This window comes from Drouetiella sp. (assembly GCF_059504425.1).
The window spans coordinates 57,113-76,020 of sequence record NZ_JCACIN010000021.1; the positions used below are offsets into that span (position 1 = coordinate 57,113).

18 protein-coding genes are annotated in these 18,908 nt (G+C 46.8%); 10 read left to right on the plus strand and 8 right to left on the minus strand.

Going from position 1 to position 18,908, the window contains the following annotated elements; genetic code table 11:
* The 5 genes from AC5JMP_RS04575 to AC5JMP_RS04595 all read right to left on the minus strand — a co-directional run bounded on the left by AC5JMP_RS04575 (position 1) and on the right by AC5JMP_RS04595 (position 4,266).
* Positions 1-1,050, minus strand: a complete 1,050-nt coding sequence (locus tag AC5JMP_RS04575) for a GHMP family kinase ATP-binding protein (protein WP_495850249.1) — start codon at positions 1,048-1,050, stop codon at positions 1-3.
* Complete coding sequence (locus tag AC5JMP_RS04580; protein ID WP_495850250.1) at positions 1,047-1,787, minus strand: nucleotidyltransferase family protein; 741 nt, start codon at positions 1,785-1,787, stop codon at positions 1,047-1,049. Before AC5JMP_RS04580 ends, AC5JMP_RS04575 begins: the two co-directional genes overlap by 4 nt.
* Entirely contained in the window at positions 1,787-2,557 is a 771-nt protein-coding gene (locus tag AC5JMP_RS04585; protein WP_495850251.1) for a class I SAM-dependent methyltransferase, read from the minus strand. The genes AC5JMP_RS04580 and AC5JMP_RS04585 overlap by 1 nt, the downstream gene beginning before the upstream one ends.
* On the minus strand, positions 2,554-3,492 hold the full coding sequence (locus AC5JMP_RS04590; RefSeq protein ID WP_495850252.1) for an NAD-dependent epimerase/dehydratase family protein: 939 nt from the start codon (positions 3,490-3,492) through the stop codon (positions 2,554-2,556). The genes AC5JMP_RS04585 and AC5JMP_RS04590 overlap by 4 nt, the downstream gene beginning before the upstream one ends.
* A 66-nt stretch (positions 3,493-3,558) precedes the next feature.
* Complete coding sequence (locus tag AC5JMP_RS04595; RefSeq protein ID WP_495850253.1) at positions 3,559-4,266, minus strand: transaldolase; 708 nt, start codon at positions 4,264-4,266, stop codon at positions 3,559-3,561.
* Between the two features lie 157 nt (positions 4,267-4,423).
* On the opposite strand from AC5JMP_RS04595, the gene AC5JMP_RS04600 reads away from it, so the two are divergent.
* From AC5JMP_RS04600 to AC5JMP_RS04635, 8 genes are all read left to right on the plus strand, one after another.
* Entirely contained in the window at positions 4,424-5,104 is a 681-nt protein-coding gene (locus tag AC5JMP_RS04600) for a class I SAM-dependent methyltransferase (RefSeq protein WP_495850254.1), read from the plus strand.
* 56 nt (positions 5,105-5,160) lie between these two features.
* Positions 5,161-5,580 (plus strand): GtrA family protein, encoded by a 420-nt coding sequence (locus AC5JMP_RS04605; protein WP_495850269.1) that lies wholly within the window; start codon positions 5,161-5,163, stop codon positions 5,578-5,580.
* Positions 5,581-5,612: 32 nt separating this feature from the next.
* The gene (locus AC5JMP_RS04610; RefSeq protein WP_495850255.1) at positions 5,613-6,443 is read left to right on the plus strand and encodes a glycosyltransferase; all 831 of its coding nucleotides are present in this window, start codon (positions 5,613-5,615) and stop codon (positions 6,441-6,443) included.
* Positions 6,444-6,791: 348 nt separating this feature from the next.
* On the plus strand, positions 6,792-9,347 hold the full coding sequence (locus tag AC5JMP_RS04615; RefSeq protein WP_495850256.1) for a hypothetical protein: 2,556 nt from the start codon (positions 6,792-6,794) through the stop codon (positions 9,345-9,347).
* Positions 9,340-9,696 (plus strand): hypothetical protein, encoded by a 357-nt coding sequence (locus tag AC5JMP_RS04620; protein WP_495850257.1) that lies wholly within the window; start codon positions 9,340-9,342, stop codon positions 9,694-9,696. The genes AC5JMP_RS04615 and AC5JMP_RS04620 overlap by 8 nt, the downstream gene beginning before the upstream one ends.
* Positions 9,674-10,594, plus strand: coding sequence for a glycosyltransferase family 2 protein (locus AC5JMP_RS04625; RefSeq protein WP_495850258.1), 921 nt, complete (start codon positions 9,674-9,676; stop codon positions 10,592-10,594). The genes AC5JMP_RS04620 and AC5JMP_RS04625 overlap by 23 nt, the downstream gene beginning before the upstream one ends.
* Before the next feature lie 25 nt (positions 10,595-10,619).
* Positions 10,620-12,491: a glycosyltransferase family protein gene (locus AC5JMP_RS04630; protein WP_495850259.1), complete on the plus strand. Its 1,872-nt coding sequence runs from the start codon at positions 10,620-10,622 to the stop codon at positions 12,489-12,491.
* Between the two features lie 51 nt (positions 12,492-12,542).
* Entirely contained in the window at positions 12,543-15,038 is a 2,496-nt protein-coding gene (locus AC5JMP_RS04635) for a glycosyltransferase (protein ID WP_495850260.1), read from the plus strand.
* 43 nt (positions 15,039-15,081) lie between these two features.
* On the opposite strand, the gene AC5JMP_RS04640 is transcribed toward AC5JMP_RS04635, so the two are convergent.
* The 3 genes from AC5JMP_RS04640 to AC5JMP_RS04650 all read right to left on the minus strand — a co-directional run bounded on the left by AC5JMP_RS04640 (position 15,082) and on the right by AC5JMP_RS04650 (position 18,183).
* Positions 15,082-16,296 (minus strand): M20 metallopeptidase family protein, encoded by a 1,215-nt coding sequence (locus AC5JMP_RS04640; RefSeq protein ID WP_495850261.1) that lies wholly within the window; start codon positions 16,294-16,296, stop codon positions 15,082-15,084.
* 47 nt (positions 16,297-16,343) lie between these two features.
* Positions 16,344-16,904 carry an ATP-dependent dethiobiotin synthetase BioD gene (bioD, locus tag AC5JMP_RS04645; protein ID WP_495850262.1) on the minus strand — a complete coding sequence of 187 codons (561 nt, stop codon included), beginning with the start codon at positions 16,902-16,904 and terminating at the stop codon, positions 16,344-16,346.
* 160 nt (positions 16,905-17,064) lie between these two features.
* Positions 17,065-18,183 carry a DNA cytosine methyltransferase gene (locus tag AC5JMP_RS04650; RefSeq protein WP_495850263.1) on the minus strand — a complete coding sequence of 373 codons (1,119 nt, stop codon included), beginning with the start codon at positions 18,181-18,183 and terminating at the stop codon, positions 17,065-17,067.
* 103 nt (positions 18,184-18,286) lie between these two features.
* Between AC5JMP_RS04650 and AC5JMP_RS04655 the strand changes: the two genes are divergently transcribed.
* Positions 18,287-18,490, plus strand: coding sequence for a helix-turn-helix transcriptional regulator (locus AC5JMP_RS04655; RefSeq protein ID WP_495850264.1), 204 nt, complete (start codon positions 18,287-18,289; stop codon positions 18,488-18,490).
* Between the two features lie 2 nt (positions 18,491-18,492).
* Positions 18,493-18,873: a restriction endonuclease, SacI family gene (locus AC5JMP_RS04660; RefSeq protein ID WP_495850265.1), complete on the plus strand. Its 381-nt coding sequence runs from the start codon at positions 18,493-18,495 to the stop codon at positions 18,871-18,873.
* Positions 18,874-18,908 lie beyond the last annotated feature (35 nt).

Below are 18,908 nucleotides of genomic sequence, written 5' to 3' on the forward strand. Positions count from 1 at the left end.
CTACCTGGATACAAAATCTCTTGAGTGGAACATCAGCGCATCGTTGCTCGACACATCCGCCACCACTTTAGAGCCTTCTGGCTCGATCGTATAGTGCAGACGCGGCATCTTTTGAGACTCCATGAACTGCTCTAGCTGCTTGTGGTTTTTGCTGCAGTAGAGCATCAGGAAACCGCCGCCCCCTGCGCCGATGATTTTGCCACCCAAGACATTGTAGTTTTGCTGCACTTCTGCATAAATCTGATCCACTTTTGTGAGACTGATCCGCGCCGACATTTGCTTTTTGAACTGCCAATGTTCATGCAGCATTTTGCCCCAGGCATCAAAATCTTCTGTTTCGATCGCCTCTAAAATTCGGTAGCCCAGATCTTTAATGTGATGCAGGCTGTTTGCCACCACATCATGTTTGGGGACGGTCTGAGACTGCATAGCGGTATTTTGCTCTGACAGGACATCGACCGCATCGCGTCGGAACCCAGTGTAGTAAATGTGGGTGTTTGCCACCAGTTCGGCGATCGAGCTACTGCCCATTCGCACTGGCTTGACGGTGACTGCACCGCCCTTGGCAATCTCTAGCACCGTCAACCCCCCGAATGCCGCCATGTACTGATCCTGCTTGCCAATGCCCTTTTTCAAGATATCCAGCTCAATATGGCAGGCTTCTTCCGATAGCTCTTGCAGCGAAATATAGTCTCTACGGTAGTGGTGCAGTGCTGTCAGCAACCCAATGAGATAGCAGCTCGAAGAACCGACCCCTGTTCCGGCAGGCAAATCTGCCATGGAGGAAATCTCCATCTTTTCTTCAATGCCGTGATAGCGCAGCGCCTCTCTCGCCAGTTCATGCTGCAACTCTGAGACATGAAACACTGTTTCGCTCTGGGTGTAGTGAAGGCGAATCATGGTGTCGATCGTGGGCGGATTGATCATCACGTACATAAACTTGTTGATGCCCATCGCGAAGATGAACCCGCCATTCTTTTCGTAGTAGGAAGGCAGGTCTGTACCGCCGCCGCCCAACGTGACTCTAAAGGGTGTGCGCGTGATGATCATGCTAGTTTTATTTGCTCAGATTCAATAAGGGACATCGCTTTGGCGTAGCTTTCGGGAGTATCTAACCCCAAGCAATAGCCATCGATCAGATGACCTTGCAGATAATACCCTTCTGCCAGCATCTTCGGAAACAAATCGCGGGCGAAGTCGTAAAAAGTTTGTTCTGGAATCAGATCTAGAATTTCTGGTTCCAAGAGATAAACTGCGGCATTGATTAGCGTTGAGCGAGGTGCTTCTCCGGCTCCGGTTTCGACAAAATCGGTAATGCGATTCTGGTCATCCATCACCACTCGTCCCCCAGCGATCGCCGTATGGAGATGCATGTTTTGGTCAAATAGGGCGATCGTTACATCCGCGTTCGTTTTTTCATGAGTTGTGAGAAATTTCTGTAGATCAAACCGCACTAAGCTATCGCCATAGACTACCAGCGTTGAGCCTTTCCACTGGGACTCCAAATTTTTGTAGGCTCCGGCAGTGCCTAGAATCTCAGGCTCCAAGGAGTAGGAAATGTTTAGTCCTAGCTCTGAACCGTCGCCGATCGCCGTTTGAATATCATCTGGGCGATAGTGCAGATTGATCCAGATTGTATCAGCGCCCGATTGAGCCAGCCAGGACAGGTTTCGCTCTAAGATACTGCGCTCTTGAATCGAGAGCAGCGGCTTAGGAATGCCTTGGGCGATCGACTGAATTCTTGTGCTTTTGCCCGCAGCTAAGACTAGCACTCCCGGCATTCCCATTATTCTTGACCTCTTTCTAAAAGGACTGTGCTAGAAAGCCGTTTTGGAGTAGCCATGGCGATTAAAGATGTTCCCGTAAGCAGCGGTACGTTGGCTTCTAGCGCCAATAAGAATTTGAGCAGTTTGGTCACGAGAGATTCTTTGCCCGGTTCACCGATGGGGTAGGGTTTGCGGAGCCAACAGCTATAGAGAAGGGCGATCGGGATTAAGATTGCAGCAAAATATCGGCACTTTTGAACTTCAAAGTACTGGAAAAGCTTTCGGGTTAAGTTGCTTTTGTTATAGCGGCGGTAATGCGCCAATTGTTCATCGTGATAGCCAAACAGCGACTGCAGTGCCGGAACCGAAACACAGAGGATGCCATTCAGTTTCAGCAAGCCTGCTAGCTTTTTCATTGCCGCCAGATCGTCTTCAATATGTTCTAAGACATCGTTAGAAATGATCGCATCGTAATACCCTAGGGGTCTATCTAGATCTTCAATGCTGCATTTGAAGACCTTAAGGTTTTCTAGCTTGTGTTCTTCTCTCAGATGTTCGGAAATCTGAATCGCTTCTGGATCAATGTCGATCGCCTCCACCTGCCAAGATGGATTTTGAGCCAGCAAAATATTCATCTCTCCAGAACCGCAGCCTGCGTTCAACACTCGCAGATTAGCAGTTTTAGGCAACCAGGTCATGATGATTTTATATTTAGTCAGCGCATAGTAATCTGCCGATCGCGCCAGATAATCTGCGATTTTGTAGTCCCGGTTCTCTAGGGCTTCATTCATGGCTGCGTTAATACTTTGTCTTTGATGAAGGTAATTGACTGAATTAAACCTTCGTCTAGAGAGACATGGGGCGACCATCCTACTGATCTTGCCGCAGAAATATCCGCTAAGGTTACGTCTGCCTCACCCGGCAGATCAGGCTTAAACTGAGGCTGGATATCTTTTCCCAGCAGACGGGCGATCGCCTTGTAGATGTCCAACACAGAGTAGCTGATGCCGCTGCCCAAGTTATAGACATTGCCATCTGTGCGGGGGTCATCTAAACATTGCAGATGAAAGTCGTTGACATCATCTACGTAGATGAAATCTCGACGCTTCTCGCCTGTGCCATAGATCGTCGGCTGCTTGCCTTGCAGCAAGTTGATGACGAAAGCGCTCATCAGAGGCGGAATGGTGCGGCGATAGTCTTGACGCGGGCCATACACACAGAAATAGCGGAGTGCTGTGGTTCGCAGCCCATAAAAGCGGCGATAGGCTTCCGCAAACGCCATGCCTGCCAGTTTACTAACCGCATAAAAGCTTTGAGGATAGACCTCGCTTTCTGGCGTGGGCATGACTGAGGAACCTTCATACAGCGCCGAGGATTCCGCGTAGATCACCTTACCGACTTGACCGCGACGTGAAGCCTCAAATACATTGACCGTCCCCGTGACGTTAATATCGCTAGTTTCTAGGGGATCGATTTGACAGTCGGCTATACAGTTTTTTGCCGCCAGATGATAAACAGCGTCTACCTGATTAAAGAGAGGGTAAATTTCGGACGATCGAATATCCAGCTTGTGAAACTCTACTCCTTCGGGTACCTGCTCCAGCACACCATAGGACAAGTTGTCGATGCCAATCACCCGGAAGCCCTCAGAGAGCAGGCGATCGGCAAGGTTGCTGCCGATAAAACCTGCCACGCCTGTAATTAAAACCGTTCGCTGTGTCGTCATGCCTCACTCCCCTACAGGTCAACTGAATCCTGAAGCGCGATCGCTCCCTCAACACTCAATCTGCCCTCAACACTCAATCTGAAAGCCTGCTTTACGGGCATCGTCATAAAACATTTGCACTGTTTCACGGGAAAGCTCGTCTAGATCTTTGCCAAACATAGACAGCTTTTTCAAAATGTCATTTGTTGCCGTAATGATGTCGCAGCCGCAGGCATCCGCCTGATACACATTTAAAACCTCTCTAGGACTTGCCCACAGCAGCTCGGCTTTGGACTCAATTCTCAGCATTTGAGCCGCTGCCGTCATCAAGGGCACCGGATCAATGCCCGTATCTGCAATCCGCCCCGCAAACACTGACACCACTGAAGGGATCATCGGACTCAGCACCCGATTGGTTGCCTGCACCTGTTCTAGGGTTAGAATGGCTGTTACGTTGAGCTTAATGCCATCACCCACAAGCCTTTTAATCAGCGGCACAGCTGATTCGCCTTTGGTATTAGTGATGGGTATTTTGACGTAAACATTCTCACCCCAGGTGTTAATCTGTAGTGCCTGCCGATACATGGTCTCAAAATCATCGGCAAAAACTTCAAAGGAAATGGGGCGATCGGGAATGATTTCTAAGACTTCTCTAGCAAAGGATTCATAGTCCATCACGCCCGCCCTACGCATCAGCGTGGGATTGGTCGTGAACCCTTGAACGACTCCACCTTGATAGGCAGCCAGCATGTCGTCTAAGTTAGCACCATCGGCAAACAGTTTGATTTTGAGCATGAAGCTGGTTATAATCCGGGCTTAGTTACAAGGTGTAAAAAGTAGCTGAACTAGAGATACTTGTATTGTCTCACCACAGCTACCAGAAAGAGGTCTACTTTGGCAAGCTTTGTGGTCGTCCCGAAGCTACATACTACTTAAAGTTTACGAGGCGAGGATGTCAGATAAAAACGTTACATATTTTAGTGAGAATACCTGGTATCAAAAAAAGGTTTTAACCTTAGATACCTATACCTATTGCCGGATGTGTATAGAGTCTGAGCTAAAAGGGTGTCATTCACTTTTAGATATTGGTAATGGCGGTTTCTTCAATTATGAGATCTCCTCGCTCGATCGAGTCGTGATTCTCGACGTTTGTATTGATGAGGGCGCTAAATATGGTGACAATGTCATTCCAATTAGAGGAAATGCGCTTGATTTTGATATAGAGGAGAAATTTGATGTCATTGTTCTACAGATGCTAATACACCATGTAACAGGGCATTCTCCTGAGGAATCTGTTAAAAACTTAGAAGCTATTTTGACAAGCTGTGCAAGGCACTTGACGCCATCTGGAAGAATCCTCATCGTCGAAAGCACTGTCCCTGGATGGTTCCACTTTTTAGAGAAAATTGCGTTTAGACTCTTACATCGAATTTGGAATTTTCCTCATCCCCTGACATTTCAACACAGCGCCAGACAACTGCTGAGATCTGCCGTAAAAGTTGGGCTATCTATAGATGAATATACTCTTATCCCTATGGGCAAGTGGGTTGTCATATTTGGGCTATTAGTTCCATCGGCTTTAACTCCCGTTCAGCCCGTTAAGCTTTTGCTATCAAACCCGCCAGCTATTTAGTTAAGTGAGCATAGCTGAATGTGCCTTTACCTTCATATCCATAGAGACTATTGAAATTGCTACCTTCTCTATTTCGCTATCTTCTTATTGGTGGAATTGTGTTCGTGGTTGACGTAGGAACCTTTCAGATTTTGCTGTTGACCCCTATGTATGTGCCACTGGTCACCACCCTTTCTTACGGTGTAGCCGTGGTGGCTCACTTTATGCTTAACAAGTTCTTTAACTTCAAAAACTTTGAGCGTTCTACTATCCGTCAGTTCAGAACCTACTTAGTTATAGTGGTTGTTTGCTGGTTGATTACGATATTGGTTATTCAAATTAGTGTTAGTAAGTTAAGTCTTACGCCGTTACAAGCAAAGCTGATAGCAGTTATTATCAATATTCCTATTGGATTTCTATGCCATAAATATCTGACATTTAGCGCAGGAGTTAGGACAAAGCTTCGTCAGTTGCAGCGATCGCTTACTAGGCGTTGATGGAGTAAAAGTTAGTGGGGTTGGGAGAGGAAATGGTGAGTAATCATCTGTCTGAGCTAGAGTTAAGCATTATTATTCCTGCCTACAAGGAAACCAACAAGATTAGGCGAGATATTCGCGCTGCTGAAGCTTTTCTTAAGTCTCAGCGGTTGGCAGGTGAGATTGTAGTGGTAGACGATGGCTCACCAGATGATACGGTCGCAGTAGCTAAATCCCTAGAAGCAGAGATTCCATCCCTAAAAGTTTTAAGCTACATACCCAATAGTGGTAAAGGTTATGCTCTTCGCTACGGCATCACTCGATCACAGGGCAGAATAGTTATGTTTGCCGATGCTGGTTTGTGTGTTCCCTACGACATTGCAAAGATTGGCTTAACCATGCTGGAACTAGAAATGTGCGACATAGCGATTGGCTCTCGCCGGATGAGGGGCAGCGTCCGCCGCAGACAACCTCTCTATCGTCGCCTTGGTTCCAAGTGCTATGGCTTTTTGATCCACACGCTGATGGGTCTACCGCTCTACATTTCAGATACACAGTGTGGCTTCAAGCTTTATAGAGGTGAGGTTGCTCGCCAGCTCTATGCTTCCACTTTCACAGATGGCTTCATGTTCGATATCGAAGTCATTCTAAGGGCGCTGATGGAAGGCTATCAGGTTTTAGAATTTCCTGTGCTATGGAGTAATGATGCTGATAGCCGCTTTAACCCACTGACCGGATCTTGGCGATTGCTGAAGGACTTAGCGACAATTCGTTGGAAACTCTTTCAAGAAAAGCGCCAAAAGTCTCACCGAACTTTTCCTGCATCCATCGCTCAAATTTCAGCTCAAAGTAACGAGAAAGCTCGTTTGGAGTCTCGCAAGTAACACTTGGAAGTAGGAGAAGCAAAATTGTTAGCTTTCGGATTATCGGTACTTCTATTCATTTTCTGGACTGTGGCAGGTTACCCTGCTGTAACGTTTCTTCGTAGACAAAGCGATCCTCTACAAAATGTCCTTCTTGCGCCAGTAGTAGGACTAGTTATTACTCTCCTCCCCGTTTTTTGGCTCAATCGGCTTGGCAATCCTGTAAATAGCTTTGGTAAAGTTCTAGCCCTCTTTCTGTTTCTGGTTAGCCTTGCTTTAATCTGGAAAATCCGTCTCAAGCTGCCTTGGCGTGAATATACTCCCTTTACTGCTTGCTTCTTACTAGCATTGTATCTAACAGGTCGCCCAATGCTGGAGTTCGGATTTAACTGGGTTAGTTATGCTAATGATGACATGGCAAACTATTGCCTGAGTGCCGATCTTTTTCTTCGGCATGGATTTTTTGACACTCCAGATCTGGATGTCTTAGCCAGTGGAAAAGACTACACACTTTACTATTGGCTGATGCATGTTCCTGGCGGTGTGCGTCCAGGCTGCGATCTCCTGTTAGCTTGGGTTTGTAGCGTCACAGGGTTGACGGCTCACCAGGTCTTTATGCCAACAATCCTGGCATTTCTGCTGATTCTGATCAGCACAATTGGTGCATTGGTCTATCAGACTAAAACTCTTTACCTATCCGCCCTAATTGCCTGCGGTCTACTGAGCATTTCTGCCCTCAACACCTATGGAGTGCTTCAGCAACTCATAGCACAGGTTAGCGGTATTGCGATCCTGGCAGGCTGTCTGGTTTTGCTGCTGCAATCCTTTGAAAACTTCAAGCGAGGAGCGCTGATCCAGCAGGGGCTACTGGCAGGTCTACTGGTTGTTGCGCTATTTATTATCTATCCTGAAGTCTTACCTTTTTTAGTACTGGCATTTTTGCTCTATCACGGCGTGAGTCTCTTAAGACGCAAACTTTACTTGAAGCCCCTACTAATCGTTAGCAGCCTTGCGGTGTTGACCAATTTAGTTTTTCTCAACACCTTTTTTATTCATGCAATCGCTTTTTTACGCAGTCAAACTGGCAAAGGCATTATATTAAACGATCTGCAATTTAGCCTCTTTCCCTACTTTCTTATTCCTAGCGGTTTAGCAGGTTTCTGGAGCCTTCAACCCATCTCTGGCACCTACAGAGACCCCTGGATTTCCATCACTATTCTTCTGGGCATGTTTCTGCTCCTGACCGCGATCATAGTCAGTTTTCTCTTGGTGCGATGGAACTCTCCTAGTGCAACAATCACGCTAGTGATGCTGAGCGTTGGCTTAGTTCTCTTTATTCGTCAAAGCGACTTTGGCTTGTTCAAGCTAGCAATGTTCATTCAGCCTTTTCTCGTTGCGACTATGGTGGTCTGGTGGGTGAATCAACCGCGTCAGCTAATTCTCAAGATCGCGCCGTTGCTGTTGGTTGGGCTACTTAGCTTAAACATTCAGCAGAATTCTTACGTTGAGGCAAGTCGTGGTTTGGGGCAGGGCGTAACTATCGAAGTGCCAAATGCCTCTAGAGCAAAAATTTATAGTGAGTTTCAAAGCCTATTTGAGTCTTTGCCGACCCAAAAGTTTCTACTCGACACAGCCAATGTTGTTTTGGCAAAGTTTCAGGCGCTTTATACCGTCAACAAAACCGCCTTTTTTCCCAGTCGAGATTTCTATGAAACGATCGTTAAGCTTGGAAAGCTTGGATTAGATGCTGTGCCTGATCCTGAACTAAGTCAAGCTGCACAACCCGTTCTTAAAATGATTTCGAGCATCTATCAGCAGGCAGAGTTTGATCTCTTGGATCGGCAGAATCCATCGGCTAGAAACTCGTTCATCATGATCAAACAAGTAGGTGATCTTATAGCTCAAGCAAATGCGACTCTGAGAAATGAGCAAGATCTACCTTTTCTAATTTCTACTACTTCTCAGCAGGATATATTTAACAACCGTCGCTTTCGGGTTGCGGACAGCCGAAATTTTATTGCTCAACCACTTTGGAAAGTCAATAATTTTCTCATCTTCAATCATTCCACATTAGGACAGCATTACTATTTGGGTCAGGTCAGGGCAATTGCCCTGTATCAGCTTGAAAAAGACTTCTTCTTTCCTGAGGAAAAAATGTCAGGGCTGGGACGGCATCTCTTGTTTGAGACTATTCATCCCTCTGAGCAAGTTCGTCTGGAACTTAACCTAACAGCTAGCTTGAAAAATGATAAAGAAAATAAGCTGCCGCCAGCAGAAGCGATCGGCAGTGAACGTAAAAGTTTTAGTATCGTGGGGCGCGGTTCTGCCCATGTCTTCTCAGCACCACTCTCTCCCCAAATCATCAATCAACGCCAGTATCTAGAGATTGACATGGGCGTGGAGGGCAAACGTTTGCCAAACAAACGAAAAGGGTTAATGAACTGGTATGGCAAAGAGATCCCGCTCGATCGCCGCCAGCTTGTGGGGTTTGGTCGAGACGTTTCTCTGATTTCTGACGAAGAATACAGGAACCTCAATCCACCTGGTCATTTAGCCGATTTTCCCGCCGATTTAGCAAATCCTAACTTAGAATATTCTGGGATTTATGAAGATGGTTGGGTCTCTGAAGCAGCCTTCCTTAATCTAAAGCAAACTAACCCCGCTTCTCCGCTAGTCCTGCAAGGTGCATTGCCGGAACTCAAAGATTCAGCTTTCAGCACTGAACTGATCATTCTAGTAGAGGGGCAGGAAGCGATTCGGCAAATGCTCAAGCCTGGAGAATTCAAGATTCAACTTGCAGTTCCTCCAGGAAATTCTCGACGACGAATTGACTTACGCTTTTCTAAGTTTCAACGTCTTCCTGCCGGGGACGATCGTCCTGTCGCTGCCCAACTAAAATTTATTGGATTCAAAGAGAATGGTTAGAGGTATCTTCAAGCGCGTATACTACTACAGCCTAAATCCTCTTTATAAGGTCGTTAAGGCTGAAGCAGCTGATGAAGCGCGATCGATTTCGCAAGGACATATAGAACGATTAGAACAGAAGGTAGAGAGTCTAACTCAGGAAGTAGAGCGACTGAGAAAAATTAACTTGGAGCAGCAGAATCGCACTTCTCATTTGGTTTCTACAGAATTTGTCAAAATGTATCAGATGATTGACGAAATTAAGAGCGATCGCACAGATGTCAAGCTGAATGTGACGATTGTTGATGAGCTTGTTAAGATTCACAAAAGCCTAGAAGCCATCAAGTATGAGCGTAATGGAAGCCACTAGCCGTTCTAGAGTTAGCGTTGTTACTCCCTCGTACAACCAGGGCAGATTTATAGAAAGAACTATTTTGAGCGTTATTTGCCAAGATTATCTTGACCTGGAATATATTTTGGTGGATGCGGTTTCCTCCGATCAAACGAAAGATATTCTTGAAAAATATCGATCGCATATTGATGTTTTAATTATTGAACCCGATCGTGGACAAACTGATGCTTTAAACAAAGGCTTCAACCGCTGCACGGGCGAAATTATGGCGTATCTCAACTCGGATGATTGTTACGCTGACAAAGATACGATCGCCACAGCTGTTCGCTATTTTGATGAAAATCCTGATATTGATGTGGTGTACGGTCGGCGCAATAGCATTAACGCCAACGGACGATTTACCTACTGCCCGCCCTATCAGCCTTTTTGTGAGAAAAACCTGTACCTCAGCGACTATATTGCTCAAGAATGCGTCTTTTGGCGACGCGGAATCTTTGAGAAATCGGGCGCTTACGTTGATGAAAGCTTTCACTTTGCCATGGATTATGAGCTGTGGCTGCGCTTTTTAAAGCATGGCGCAAAGTTCCTGTCTGTTGATGAGTTCTTTGGTCTATTTCGTAGCTATCAAGAGCAGAAATCAATTGATCTGTGGGAAACCGTTGGCTTGCCTGAAATTGCTCGACTGCATGAGGCTTATTTAGGGCGATTGCTGCCTGAAAAAGAGATGGTGGATTACTATCAAGAATACTTTTTTGGTGCCCATCCAATTCATAATCCCGAAGCCTCTCGGTTTTCTCAAAATATTTGGGGTAGCTTCATCATGTACAAGAAAGAGGTGCTAAATAAGCAGCCAATGGATACCTGGGGATTTGCCGAATACGATCGCAAATTCAAAGTGGCTTTGACTCAAGTTTAGCGATGGCTATGATTCAGAAATATCTATGAAAATTGCCATTCAAAATCCGTTTGCTGGACAGCTCGTTGCAGAAACTGAGCTATCTCGACGGATTTTTTTAGCGGCAGTAAATTTAGGCTGGGAAGCGATCGAAGTCTCTGCTTCAACTGAGATCAAAGCCTTTCAACCTGACTTTGTGATAGCGTTGCACAACAACAGCCCCAAGCTTTCAGATTGCCCAACTTATGGCTGTATGTGGAACCCGCCTTCATTCTTTGAAGGGACGGAAAAGTATGTCCAAAATGTGTTGAGCTATGATGGATACTTAACTTCTTCAAAGGCGATCGATCGATGGTTGCATCATCTCCTCTACAACACACCCAAAGTTTTTTTTACTGCACCATTTTTTACAAGCTGTCCTCAGAATCAGTATCAGGCTCCGCAACTGGAAAATCCACGCTTAGCTTACCTAGGCTCTAATTGGGACGGCTTGCGGTTTCAGCATTTGTTTGAGGGATTAGATGATCAAGATTACATGGAAGTGTATGGCAATTCTGAGGGCTGGCAACATTTAAATCATGCTTATAGAGGTGTCATTCCCTACGATGGCGAAAGCGTTTTGCGGATGCTGAATCAAGCTGGAGTCGGACTATGTTTGCATCGAGAAGAACATCGTCAAGCGGCTTTGCCCTCCATGCGCATCTTTGAAATTGTTGCGTCAGGGGCGATCGCCATTTGCAGCGACCATCCATTTATCCGAGAGACGTTTGGCGATAGCGTCCTTTATATTGATCCAGATGTAGGCTATGCAACACAAATTGAGCAGATTTCTAGCCACATACAGTTTATTAAAGATAATCTTGAAGCGGCTTTAGATCTATCTGCCAGAGCGCACAGCATTTTCCTGAAAACCTATGCGCTGGAAAAGCTGCTCCTCAATCTTTTGCCTCATCATCAGACTTTGGTTGAGCAAAAAGGATTCGCATTATCACAAAGCCTATCTTATCAACAGGCTCCCACCGTTCAAATTATTCTCAAAGATGGCAGTCAAAGTCCTGAGCAACTAGCTAACTCTCTCCAGCAGATTGCTCAACAAACCTATGCTAACTGTTCAGTAATCTTGGTTAAATCTGCTGGAGAGAGCATAGATTGTGTCTTGAAAAACTATCAGGAAAAGCTTCCGATTTATTCTGTGGAAATATCTGATTCTGGCTATTTTAGCAATTGGCTATGGTCAGGATTGCAGGCGATCGCCTCCACCACCTGCGACTACTTTATGATTCTGGATACCGCTTGCTCAATCTATCCTAATCACATTCAAACGCTGGTTAATTTACTCATATCCTCGAATCTGAATGCTGCATATTCTGGTGCATTATCTCAAGATAGCGAGGAATTAATAAACTTTTATCCCTTCAGTATTGAGCGGATCTTAGCTTTTGAAAAACAACAGCCTTTAAGTGGATTAATGATAAAGCGATCGCTCTTAGATGCTGCTTTTCTCACCGATCCACAGCTTAATAAATTCGAGGATTTGTGTATGCTGCTACATATTGTTCAGAGAACCACACCACTCTTTAGCTATGAACTCACCTATACAGCTCCCCGCTTACAACCCAATTTACTGCCAAAAATACAGGATTGGTCAAGCGAACTCTCTCGCCTGAAATTCATCTTTTGGCATCAGGAATTTGCCCCTGGCAAGACTCTGCAATCGGTTCAGAAATCTTGGCTAGAGCAACAGCAGCTTAGGGCTAAAGTTAAGAAATTACAATCGCAGCTCAATCAAAATCAGCTTTTGCAGCAGCAGTTACTAGAGGCTAAAGCCACCCTTGCAGCTATGCAAACCAGCAAATTTTGGCGACTGCGATCGGCATGGTTTTCCCTCAAGCGATTCTTAGGATTGCCAGCCGAATAACTCGCTCGATGTGGCATTCTACTGAAAGAGCTGCCGTTAACTTTCTCTCCCATGCCATTTCCCACTGAAGATCAATTTTGGATGCAGGTGCGATCGTTCCTGGAAAAATATGCCGAGCCGCTGGATGCAGTTCTAGCTCCTAATGAATTTCTAGATTTCTTTCCGGGTACCTATCACTACAACGTTTCCTACCTGCTGCCCGCCGAACAGTTTCAGTTCGTTGTTTTTCACAAAGGCATGGCAACTGAAATTGAAGCACCCGTTGCCCTCAAAGTCTTAGAGCAGTTTCATCCTGTCTTTGCTAACGAAGTCTTTGTGATCTATTCCAAAGCGCTAATTGCAGGTGTGCAGCCCCCAGACAAAGTTCACATCACAGGCTTAGTACGGCAGTTTGATGAAGCCTTTGAGGCATTGGAGCAGCGTCGCCCTACCACCTATGCGGCTGTGATTACTACCTACAACCGTCCTCAAAGTCTGGCGCGATCGCTTCCCCAAGTTCTAGCACTAGGCATTCCGGTGGTGGTTGTAGACGATGCCTCAACGTCGGAAAATTACCAGGAAAATCAGCAGATTGCGAATCAGTATTCAGTGCCGCTAATTCGCATTCCCGAAAACCGAGGGCTACCCAACGCCATAAATGTGGGACTAGAATACTGGCTGGCTGACCCCGATATCGACTGGATTTCCTACTTTCAGGACGATGTGGATATCAATCCCGATACGCTGAAAGTGCTGGCACAAATTCAAGACCCGCGCGATCGCCCCCTGCTGGCTGGACGCGATGCCTTAGAGCATCCCAACTTCGGCACAGGCGAAATCGCAGGATACAAAGTTTTGTACAAGCGATCGATGCCCGGTCAACACCTGCACGCCCACCGGGACTACTGGCGTGGCGTGGTGCCCATTCCCACGCCCTATCTGGGTGCGCCTAAGCCTGACAAGGGCAAGCCGGGACAGGGTGCTGATGAAGATTGGTGGATTACCTGCTGGTCGCCGCGATCAATTGTCAAACAGGGCGGCTATGTGGTTTGTGTTCCTGGTCTGGTGCGATCGTTCCGCACTTCTGCCGCCGATTCTACCTGGGGAAATCTCAGTGAGCTAGCGGTTGAAGGCAGAACGGTTGATCTGACCCAGCCGATCGCGATTCAGGAACCCGTCTCACAGATTAGCCAGCCCTCCGAGCCAGCGGAAGAAGCGGAAAAACAAGAGATTGAGCAGGGCAAGCTCGAACAGGCGATCGTCGTGCCACCCGATCTGAGCTTAGCGGACGTGAATGTCTTGATTGATGGATACAATTTGCAGCTCACGAAGGGGACGGGCATAAAAACCTATGGTCTGAGCCTAGTTCAAGCTTTGACGCTGTTGGGGGCGCATGTTGACGTATTGCTCAGTCGGGGTGGCTATAAGTCGAACGAGATTCTCAATGAAGTCTTCTTTTTTGACAACCCGATCGAGAACCGTAGTCTCCCCTTTCTGCTCAAAGGATTGGCTAAAACAGCATCACCGCTCTATCGCGCCAGACGAAGAAAGGGCGATCGCAATTTCGTTGTCACGCGCGGTCAATATAGCGAAGATTTCCTCAAATATGCGGCATCCTTTAATCTGCCTCAGTGCTATGACATTGCCAATGTTCTTTATAAAAAACTGAAGCTAAAAACCCAGATTTCTGTTCCCGAAAGAATCGATCTCTGGCACGTCACCTATCCCTTGCCGATGCAAATTCGTGGAGCTAAAAAGATTACAACAGTCCACGATTTAATTCCGCTGCGTCTACCCTACGCCACGCTTGATGACAAAGAAAACTTCTATTTCAAAATTCGGGATGCGCTGAAAGAATCTTCGGCAATCATCACCGTATCTGAAAGCTCAAAACAAGATCTTCTAACCTACTTTGACGAAGCCGATCCTGACAAAATTATTGTGACCTATCAGCCGATCGCCCTGGAACCTTTAGTCGCCTCTAGACGAGAAATCTCTGAGTTTCTAGAACGCTATGGCTTAGAGCCTCAGAAATACTTTCTGTTTGTGGGGGCGATCGAGCCAAAGAAAAATGTCGGTCGATTAATTGATGCCTATGCAGGTCTAGATACCGACCTGCCGCTGGTGATTGTGGGCAAGAAGGGCTGGCTTTGGGAGGATGAATTGTCTAAAGTTGGCTATGTTTCTGATAGCAAGAACCCCGGTAAGCAGGTGAAGCTGTTGGAATATGTTCCGGCAAGTAGCTTGCGCTATCTCTACAGCGGTGCTTTCTGCCTGGTGTTTCCCTCACTCTACGAAGGATTTGGACTGCCGCCCGTAGAGGCTATGAGTTTTGGCTGTCCTGTGATCACGTCTAACGTATCTTGTCTGCCCGAAATCTGCGGCGATGCGGCACTCTATGTCGATCCCTACGAAGTGGGCGATATTCGAGACAAGATGGAAGGCTTGCTGGGCAATCCGGCACTGCGATCGCAGCTTTCTACCCTAGGCAAACAGGTAGCAAAATTCTTCAGCATGGAAAATTACCTGCGACGCATTCATGCGGCATATCGACAGGCTTTGAAATAGCGTTTATGGCGCTACTCTCAAAAAATATCTGCACAAAATTGCCCTACTTCCCTGCCAAAAACTTCTCAACGCAGCGAACAAAAATCTCTACCCCCATGCCCAATGCTGCTTCATCAAAATCGAAGCGCGGGTGATGATGCGGATAGGCAAGGTCTTTTGCCGCGTTTGCTGAACCCAAAAAGAAGTAGCAACCCGGAACCTCTTGCAGGAAAAAAGACATATCCTCGCCGCCCATGGTCTGACATTCGGGCACCACACCCACAGGCGTTTCCACCACGGCTTCTGCCACCGATCGCACTAGATTAGCAATTTGGCGATCGTTAATCACGGGTGGGTAAAGTTCCTGATAGGTCAGCTCATAGGTTGCGCCGTGGCTCTGACAAATTCCGGCAATCACCTGCTCGATTCGCTGCCGAAAGAAACCCTCAAATTCTGGATCAAAATAGCGGACGGTACCCTGCATCTGCGCCGTATGGGGAATCACGTTGTACGTATGTCCCGAATGCAGCGAACCCACCGTCACCACCGCAGATTTCAGCGGATCGACATTGCGAGAAACGATCGCCTGTAATGCGCTGACAATCTGGGCACTCACCACGATCGGGTCAACCGTCTGGTGGGGCATGGCTCCATGTCCGCCTTTGCCATGAATCGTGCAGTCAAAGATTTCTACTGCTGCCATCATCGCTCCTTCCCGAACGCCCACCGTTCCCAGCGGTAGGTTATTCCACAAGTGCAGCCCAATTATTGCCTCCACATCTGGATTCTTCAGGGCACCCGCTGCAATCATCGGCTTGGCCCCTCCTGGCCCCTCTTCAGCGGGCTGGAAAATTATCTTGACCGTTCCGGCAAATTGTTCGGGATGCTGCGACAGATAGTAGGCGGTGCCCAGGGCGATCGCCACATGCCCATCGTGACCGCAGGCATGCATAATGCCGTCATGCTGCGATCGATAGGGCGCTTGATTCGCCTCCTGAATCGGCAGGGCATCCATGTCTGCCCGAATGCCCAGCACGGAGCCAGGTGAACTGCCGCGCAAGATTGCCACCGTGCCCGTTTGCGCCACGCCCGTCTGATGTTCAATGCCCCATTCTGTCAGGAGGCGATCGATCAGTTCTGCCGTCAGCTTTTCCCGAAAGCCTAGCTCTGGATACTGGTGTAGGGTTCTTCGCCATTCCACCAGCTGGGGCTGCAAGGTGCGAATGTCTAAACGAATTGCGGCCAGATTGTGGGATAGGGTTGGGAGAGTGGAAACCATGGGGGATTCAGGATTCAGGATTTAGAAGTCAGGATTTTGATCTGGGGCTAGATGGGTATGATTCTCTCTAGGTCTAGGTTTGAGGCAACCTGGACGAGCTTAGTGCGATCGCTCAAATCGGCGAGGTGGGGAATACAGCCGAGGACAGGTTTTTGGGTCAAGGATTGCAGCAAATCGATCGATGCCCACTCTTCTCTCTCTTGAACATGGCAGGATCGAACGCAGTTCAGCACAATTCCTTTGAGATGAACGCGACATTGATGCGCTAGGGCAACATTGGCGACGGCTTGGGCGATCGCTCCTGGCTGCACGGGCACCACTAAAATCGTCGGCAATCGCCAATCCCAAGCAAGATCGGCAACCGTGGTTTCGGGAGTAATCGGTTCGCCCAGTCCTCCCAGGCTTTCCACCAGCACAAACTCATGCTGCTGACTCAAACGCTCAAACTGTTGCCAGGTTTTCTCTAGCGGATTATCCAGACCGCACTGGATGGGTGCTAAAAGACCTAAACTCATCGCGCGATATCGCTGCCAATAGGCAGTCAGGGCAGTCATCAAAACTGTTTTCCCGACTCCTGTGTCTGTCCCAGCGATCAATAATGCGTTCAAACAATAGCTCCTTGAATAGATAGCAGTCTGTAGGATGGTCAAGAGTTCAAAGCCTGATAATGCCTAATAACTCAGAACCTTAATTATAGAAGTGGGGAGCTTTTAAGAGGGTAGGAAGGCGGGAAGATAGAAATGTATAGAGTCTCCTCTCGCCCCCTCGTTAAATAGCTAGCCATAATTGCTTAGCTTCATCCTCTATGAAAGGTAGAGGTATGGTCGAGTAAGATTGACAGAGAAAATCTCGAACAACCTCTGCAACTACTTGTGCTAGGTCACAGGGAACAGCGTTGCCTATTTGTCTATAAATTGAACTTTGTTTGCCGATAAACTGGTAGTCATGTGGAAAGGTCTGTATTCTCAGTGACTCGTCAATTGTTAATCGTCTGAGTCTTTTAGGTGCGGCATCTAGAGATAATGGTTTTCCCCCTTTCATCAAGTAAGAGTGATACCATTCAATCCAGCTATCTTGACCAAAATAGCAATGCTCTTCGTCAATAATGGGGGTTTTATTCCCACCCATAGAAGCGTGGAGAGCGCATGAGTAACCATCAGGATTCAGTGGTCTTCCCTGCCCATTAAACATCATTCCTGCATAGGGAGATCTCCGCATTATTGGCTTTGCGGCTATAGTAATTTTTGCATTACATACCCGCTGATTGTTTTTAGAACCTGCTACTCCTAGAAGCGAAAAGATAGCTCTAATTGTCGGAGATGGTTTTTTATATCGATTAAACTGTGTCTCTAAATTACTAATATCTTCAACATCTCGAAACCCAATTAGAAACATACGCTCTCGAGATTGTGGTACGCCAAAATCAGATGAATTGAGTATTACCAGCTTGCATGTATATCCCAATCGACTGGCAAAAAGGAAAAGTTTTTGGCGAATCTCAGCCCATTTATCAAGAACTGCCAATGCTTTAACATTCTCACAAATAAAAGCCCGAGGCTTTATAAGCTCCACAGATTTCATAAAAGTCCAAAGCAGGTTACTACGCGGATCATTGGGGTTCATCTTTCCAGCTACAGAAAATCCCTGGCAGGGTGGACCACCAAAAATGATATCGACTCCCTCAAATCGACGTATATCAGTCAAAACTTGATTAATATCACTGCACTGGATAATCCCTCTTGGGTGGTTAGCCTCATATGTGAGACAAGCGTCCCTGTCAATGTCATTAGCACTAACAACCTCGACTCCTGCTCGGATGAACCCAACATCCATACCGCCTGCGCCAGAGAAAAGCGAGAGACCTGATAAAAGTGGTTTGTTCTTCATGTATGCGATTTTGGCATATTTACCTTTCCAAATCAAGATCTAAATTATGGAAAGGCAAAAGCAGTCTATCTCGAGTATTCATGATCCTGAGTACCACAGGATCGTGGATGCACTTATTTCCCTACGAGAAAAAGCAAAACTCTCTCAGAAAGCGATTGCCTATGAGATTGGCTTGACGCAGCCTGACGTTTCTAAGATAGAACGTCGGGAACGCCGAATCGACATTCTAGAAGCCTTACGATGGGTGCGGGCTACCGATGCTGACCCTGCTGAGTTTTTTGCACAATTTGCTAATTCAGAGAGTTGAGTATGAGCCTGACCAAACCGACTGTCGATCAAAGACTAGCCAAGCAACTTCTCCGGGAGTCAATTGCGATAGCACAAGATAACCCTAGAGAGATTCCAGCGACCAAATGGGATACCGAGATTAGAACAATCATTCAAGGAAAACATCTGACTTTCAGATACATTCTCGTGACTGCTCTTTTAGGCAAAGCAACTAACTCAAGTATTAATGCCCTTACGCTTCAAGCAGGGGCTAATGTTGAAGGAGCTTATGATGCTCGCAGCTTGTGTCATGGGGTTGTTGTGCCGCTTGAGCGTCAATTGCTGAATAGTTCCCTAGGAGGCTCAAATGAGCCTTTTCTAAATAAGCCTGCCCGCTTTCCAACCAGGGTTATTTCATTCTAAATAAGTCTCTGAGCATGTTAAGACCAAAGCCTGCA